At 67.4% G+C, this 3,687-nt stretch carries 4 protein-coding genes; all 4 read right to left on the reverse strand.

Translation table 11 applies throughout. The features are described 5' to 3' along the window. A partial coding sequence (locus Q1V87_RS03630; RefSeq protein ID WP_300590868.1) for a hypothetical protein occupies nt 1–211 on the reverse strand: 211 nt, incomplete at its 3' end. A gap of 181 nt (nt 212–392) precedes the next feature. Next, complete coding sequence (locus Q1V87_RS03635) at nt 393–1,115, reverse strand: phosphate ABC transporter ATP-binding protein (RefSeq protein ID WP_300590871.1); 723 nt, start codon at nt 1,113–1,115, stop codon at nt 393–395. A 312-nt stretch (nt 1,116–1,427) separates the two neighbouring features. Next, nucleotides 1,428–2,240, reverse strand: a complete 813-nt coding sequence (locus Q1V87_RS03640; RefSeq protein WP_300590869.1) for a sortase — start codon at nt 2,238–2,240, stop codon at nt 1,428–1,430. A 257-nt stretch (nt 2,241–2,497) separates the two neighbouring features. Beyond that, nucleotides 2,498–3,687, reverse strand: a 1,190-nt coding sequence (locus Q1V87_RS03645) for a hypothetical protein (RefSeq protein ID WP_300590870.1), incomplete at its 5' end; no start/stop codon positions are given.

Below are 3,687 nucleotides of genomic sequence, written 5' to 3' on the forward strand. Positions count from 1 at the left end.
GCGCGGGCGGCACGGCCGCCCCTTCGGACCCGGATTCGGGCCCGGATTCCGCCCCGGATTCGGACGCGCCTTCGGCCCCGGATTCCGTCCCGGGTTCGGTCCAGCATTCGATGCCGACGACGATGCGCGCCACTGCGACGACGGTCGTGACCACGGCGCGCACCGAAACGGTCACCGTCGGGGCAAGCACCACCACGGCGAGCACCGCCACGGCGAGCGCGCGTACGAGCGGGGCTTCGACGCCGGCTTCGCGCGCGGTCGCGAGTCCGCCGCGAGCTAGCGCGACCTGGCCTCACACACCCACTTCGGTCGCGTCGTCTTGCGGGTACGGCTCACGTCAACCCGCAAGACGGCGCGACCGAACCGTTGTAGGCGTCAGGGAGCAGGTCGGGTCATCCGAACCGGCCGTTGACATAGTCGTAGGTGCGCGGGTCGATCGGGTCGGAGAACATAGCCTCGGTGTCGCCGTGCTCAACGATGACACCCGGGGTCCCCTGGGATGCTAGGAAGAATGCGCACTGCTGCGAGACCCGCTGGGCCTGCTGCATATTGTGGGTCACGATGACGATCGTGACTTCTTCCTTGAGCTCGACCATGGTCTCTTCGATCACGCGGGTCGAGGTAGGGTCCAGAGCCGAGCACGGCTCATCCATCAGCAGGACGCGGGGCTTGACCGCAAGCGAACGGGCAATGCACAGTCGCTGCTGCTGACCGCCCGACAGACCGCCGCCGGGTGCACGAAGACGGTCCTTGACCTCTTTCCACAGCCCGGCCTTGATGAGAGACGTCTCGACGAGCTCGTCCTTCTCGTCGCGACCCGCTTTCAGACCGGTGAGCTTGAGGCCGGCGATGACGTTGTCGTAGATCGACATCGCGGGGAACGGGTTGGGCTTCTGGAAGACCATCCCGATCGACTTGCGGGCGTCGACGAGCTTCTTGCTCGCGTCGTAGATGTCATCTCCGTCAAGCAGAACCTCACCCGCGAGGGATGCCGAGGGCACGAGTTCGTGCATGCGGTTGAGGATCCGCAGGAAGGTCGATTTTCCGCATCCGGACGGTCCGATGAGGGCCGTGACCTGACCGGCCGGCATCGTGAGGGAGATCCGGTCGAGCACCTTGCGCTCACCGAACCAGGCCGAGACGTTCCGCCCCTCAAGCTGCGCGAGTGGAGTGCTCGCGTCGACCCAAGCGAAACGTCCACGACGCTTGCGGGCATCCTTGCGGCCGTCTGCTTTCGCAGCCTGCACAGCGGATGCCGCCATCGGCGCGGGCTCCACGGGTGCCGGTGCGATAGTCGAGGTCGGGGCTGGCGGAGTCGTCGGGTCGACCGCGACCGCTGTCGCAGCGGGCAGGTGTGCACGTGCACCCTGCGGGGCGATCACCTCGGTGACGCTGTCGGCGTCGGGTTCAGCATCCATCGGTTCTCCTTACATGAGGTTCGGCAGTAGTCGCACCACTTCGCCTGCAACCCACAGGCAGGCAACGAGCGTCAACGGTACGAAAACGATCCAGGTGCGTGCGGGGCCGATCCTGCGAAACGACCAGACCGCCGCGATCTCGACGACGATGAGGAACTGCAGCGCGAACACCAAGGCCCACACCATTGACGTGTCCCCCGCCATCTCTTTGTCCGCCGCCGGGAGCGTTGCGAACCGGGTCTGCCGGACGCCCGACGGTTGCGGGTCGCTCACCAGTCGCGCATCGACGCGGACGAGACCGGTCGGCACGAACGGAAGTCCGCGAGCGGTGATCAGCACGAGACGGCTTTCGCCAGCCTTGACCGACGGCGGCGTCGGGTCGCCGGCGTAGCGCAGCCCGATCACCTCGTAGGTGTTCTCGCCCTGACCGGTGATCACCGTGAACTCCGTTCCGGGTGTCAGCTCCTGGATGCGGCCAAACGGAGCGCCGTATCCAGCCGCGCGCCCCATGACGATACTCAGTCCCACCTGGCCGGGAAGGACGGTGTCACGCCGGTGCCCTGGACCGGACTGGGTCGTCTCGGAATCGGTCCCCTCGACGATCACTTCCCGAACCCCGATGCTGGGCATGTCGATGATCGCGACCGGCACGCCATCCGGCAGCAGGATGTCGTCAACGTCCCCTTCTGAGACTGGCGCGACAGCCTCAGCGAGTTGCTTGCGAAACGCATCGTCCAACTGCTGCTGTGCCGCGAAGTGGCGGAACTGCCCCAGCACGGTGATGCTCAGCACCAGTACGAGCAGAAGGGCTGCGAGCACCATCAGGGCGATCCTCAGGTACTGCTGCCCGGGCGTCAGCTCGACGGGCGGCCGCGGTGATGCGGGCGGCCTTCGCGGCGGCTTCGGTGGCGCGGAGCGTCGCGGCGGAACCGGCGCGGGGGGAGCAGGCGCGTCGGTTGCACGGTCGGTGGGGGGAGGCGGCACACGAGGGGATAGGAAGGGTATGCGCTGCCACCACTTCTGCGGCGGTTTCTGGCTCGGCAGCTGAGGCGTCGAGGACGGGGCTGGCTCGGTCGTCGTCATCGGGACGCTGCTCCACTTCCCACGAGTTCGCTCGGTTGCTCCGTGGAAGCAGGCGGCTCGTCATCCTCGTCGTCACTGCGGCGCCGGCCAGCAAACATCGCCTGCAACCGGCCGGTCACCAGCATCCACACGAGGATGCCGAGCGTCACGAGGATCAGGAGCGCGAGCACGGGCAATGCGGCTGGAGGGGGCACAAGAACGTCAGCCTGCCGACTCACAGGCGACAAAGCGGTGTTGTCGACAACCTCTGGGGGCGTGAACGTGGCGTAGCCGCGGTAGAGAGTCCAGTTGCCGACAGGCTCGAAGGTGGCGGCTATGAGGCGGGACTCTCCGGGCTGAATGTGCGGCACACCGATGCCTTCCACTTGCGCGACCGCGCCGCCGAATAGCGAGTCCAGGCGGAACGCGATGGTCGCATCGAACGCCTCGGGAGAGGTGTTGCGGACGATCATCGACAGGGAGACCGTGCCGCCCTGAAGATCGAAGGTCGGCACCGCGGTTGCCCGCAGTGCGCTGACGGCGAAGACACCGAGATCCAGCGCGCCGGTGCCGAGATCGTCGCTGGTGGGCTCCTGTGTGACTGTAACGGGGGTCTGCGAGCCGGACGAAGCGCCGGGGTAGGAAACCGTGCCCGCGGGCCCGCTGATGGCGGGGGTCGTCGTGACTGGCGCGGCCTTCACGCGCACGCCCATTGTGATCACCGCTGGCGAACCAGCGCTGGTGTACCCGAGCAACTGAACATGGTGATCACCGACCGCGATCGCCGGCGGCACCGGGAACGATCCACTGAACGCTCCGGAGCCGTCGGTCGTGAGCGTTCCGAGCAGCGTCGGATCCGTGTAGTGCGCGACGGATGCCGGGCTGAAGGCTGCGAAGCCGGAACCGGACACGAGGTAGGAGCCATCGGTCTGAACCAGAACCGCCCCATCGGAGTCGAGCGCGACCTCGCCTCCCGACGCGGTGCGTGCCTTCAGCTCGATCGTCAGCCCCCCGACCGTGACGACGATCCCGGTGCCTTCCGCGTTGGGGCGACGGACGACCGTCTGGCGCACGCCGCCGATGAGGGCAGCGGCGCCGGTCACGGATGTCGGCACCTCACTGGGTACGGGCGGTACCGGAGTGCGGGTCGGGCTCGGGCTCGGATCCGTGATCGTGACCGTGACGTTCCCGTCGATCTCGGTGTCGT

Source organism: Microbacterium sp., assembly GCF_030149085.1.
Taxonomy (GTDB): domain Bacteria; phylum Actinomycetota; class Actinomycetes; order Actinomycetales; family Microbacteriaceae; genus Microbacterium.

What these genes read in the sequence shown, in the direction of transcription:
- Q1V87_RS03640 (WP_300590869.1), bottom strand. Translation starts at nt 2,240, where the DNA reads ATGGTGCTCGCAGCCCTTCTGCTCGTACTGGTGCTGAGCATCACCGTG.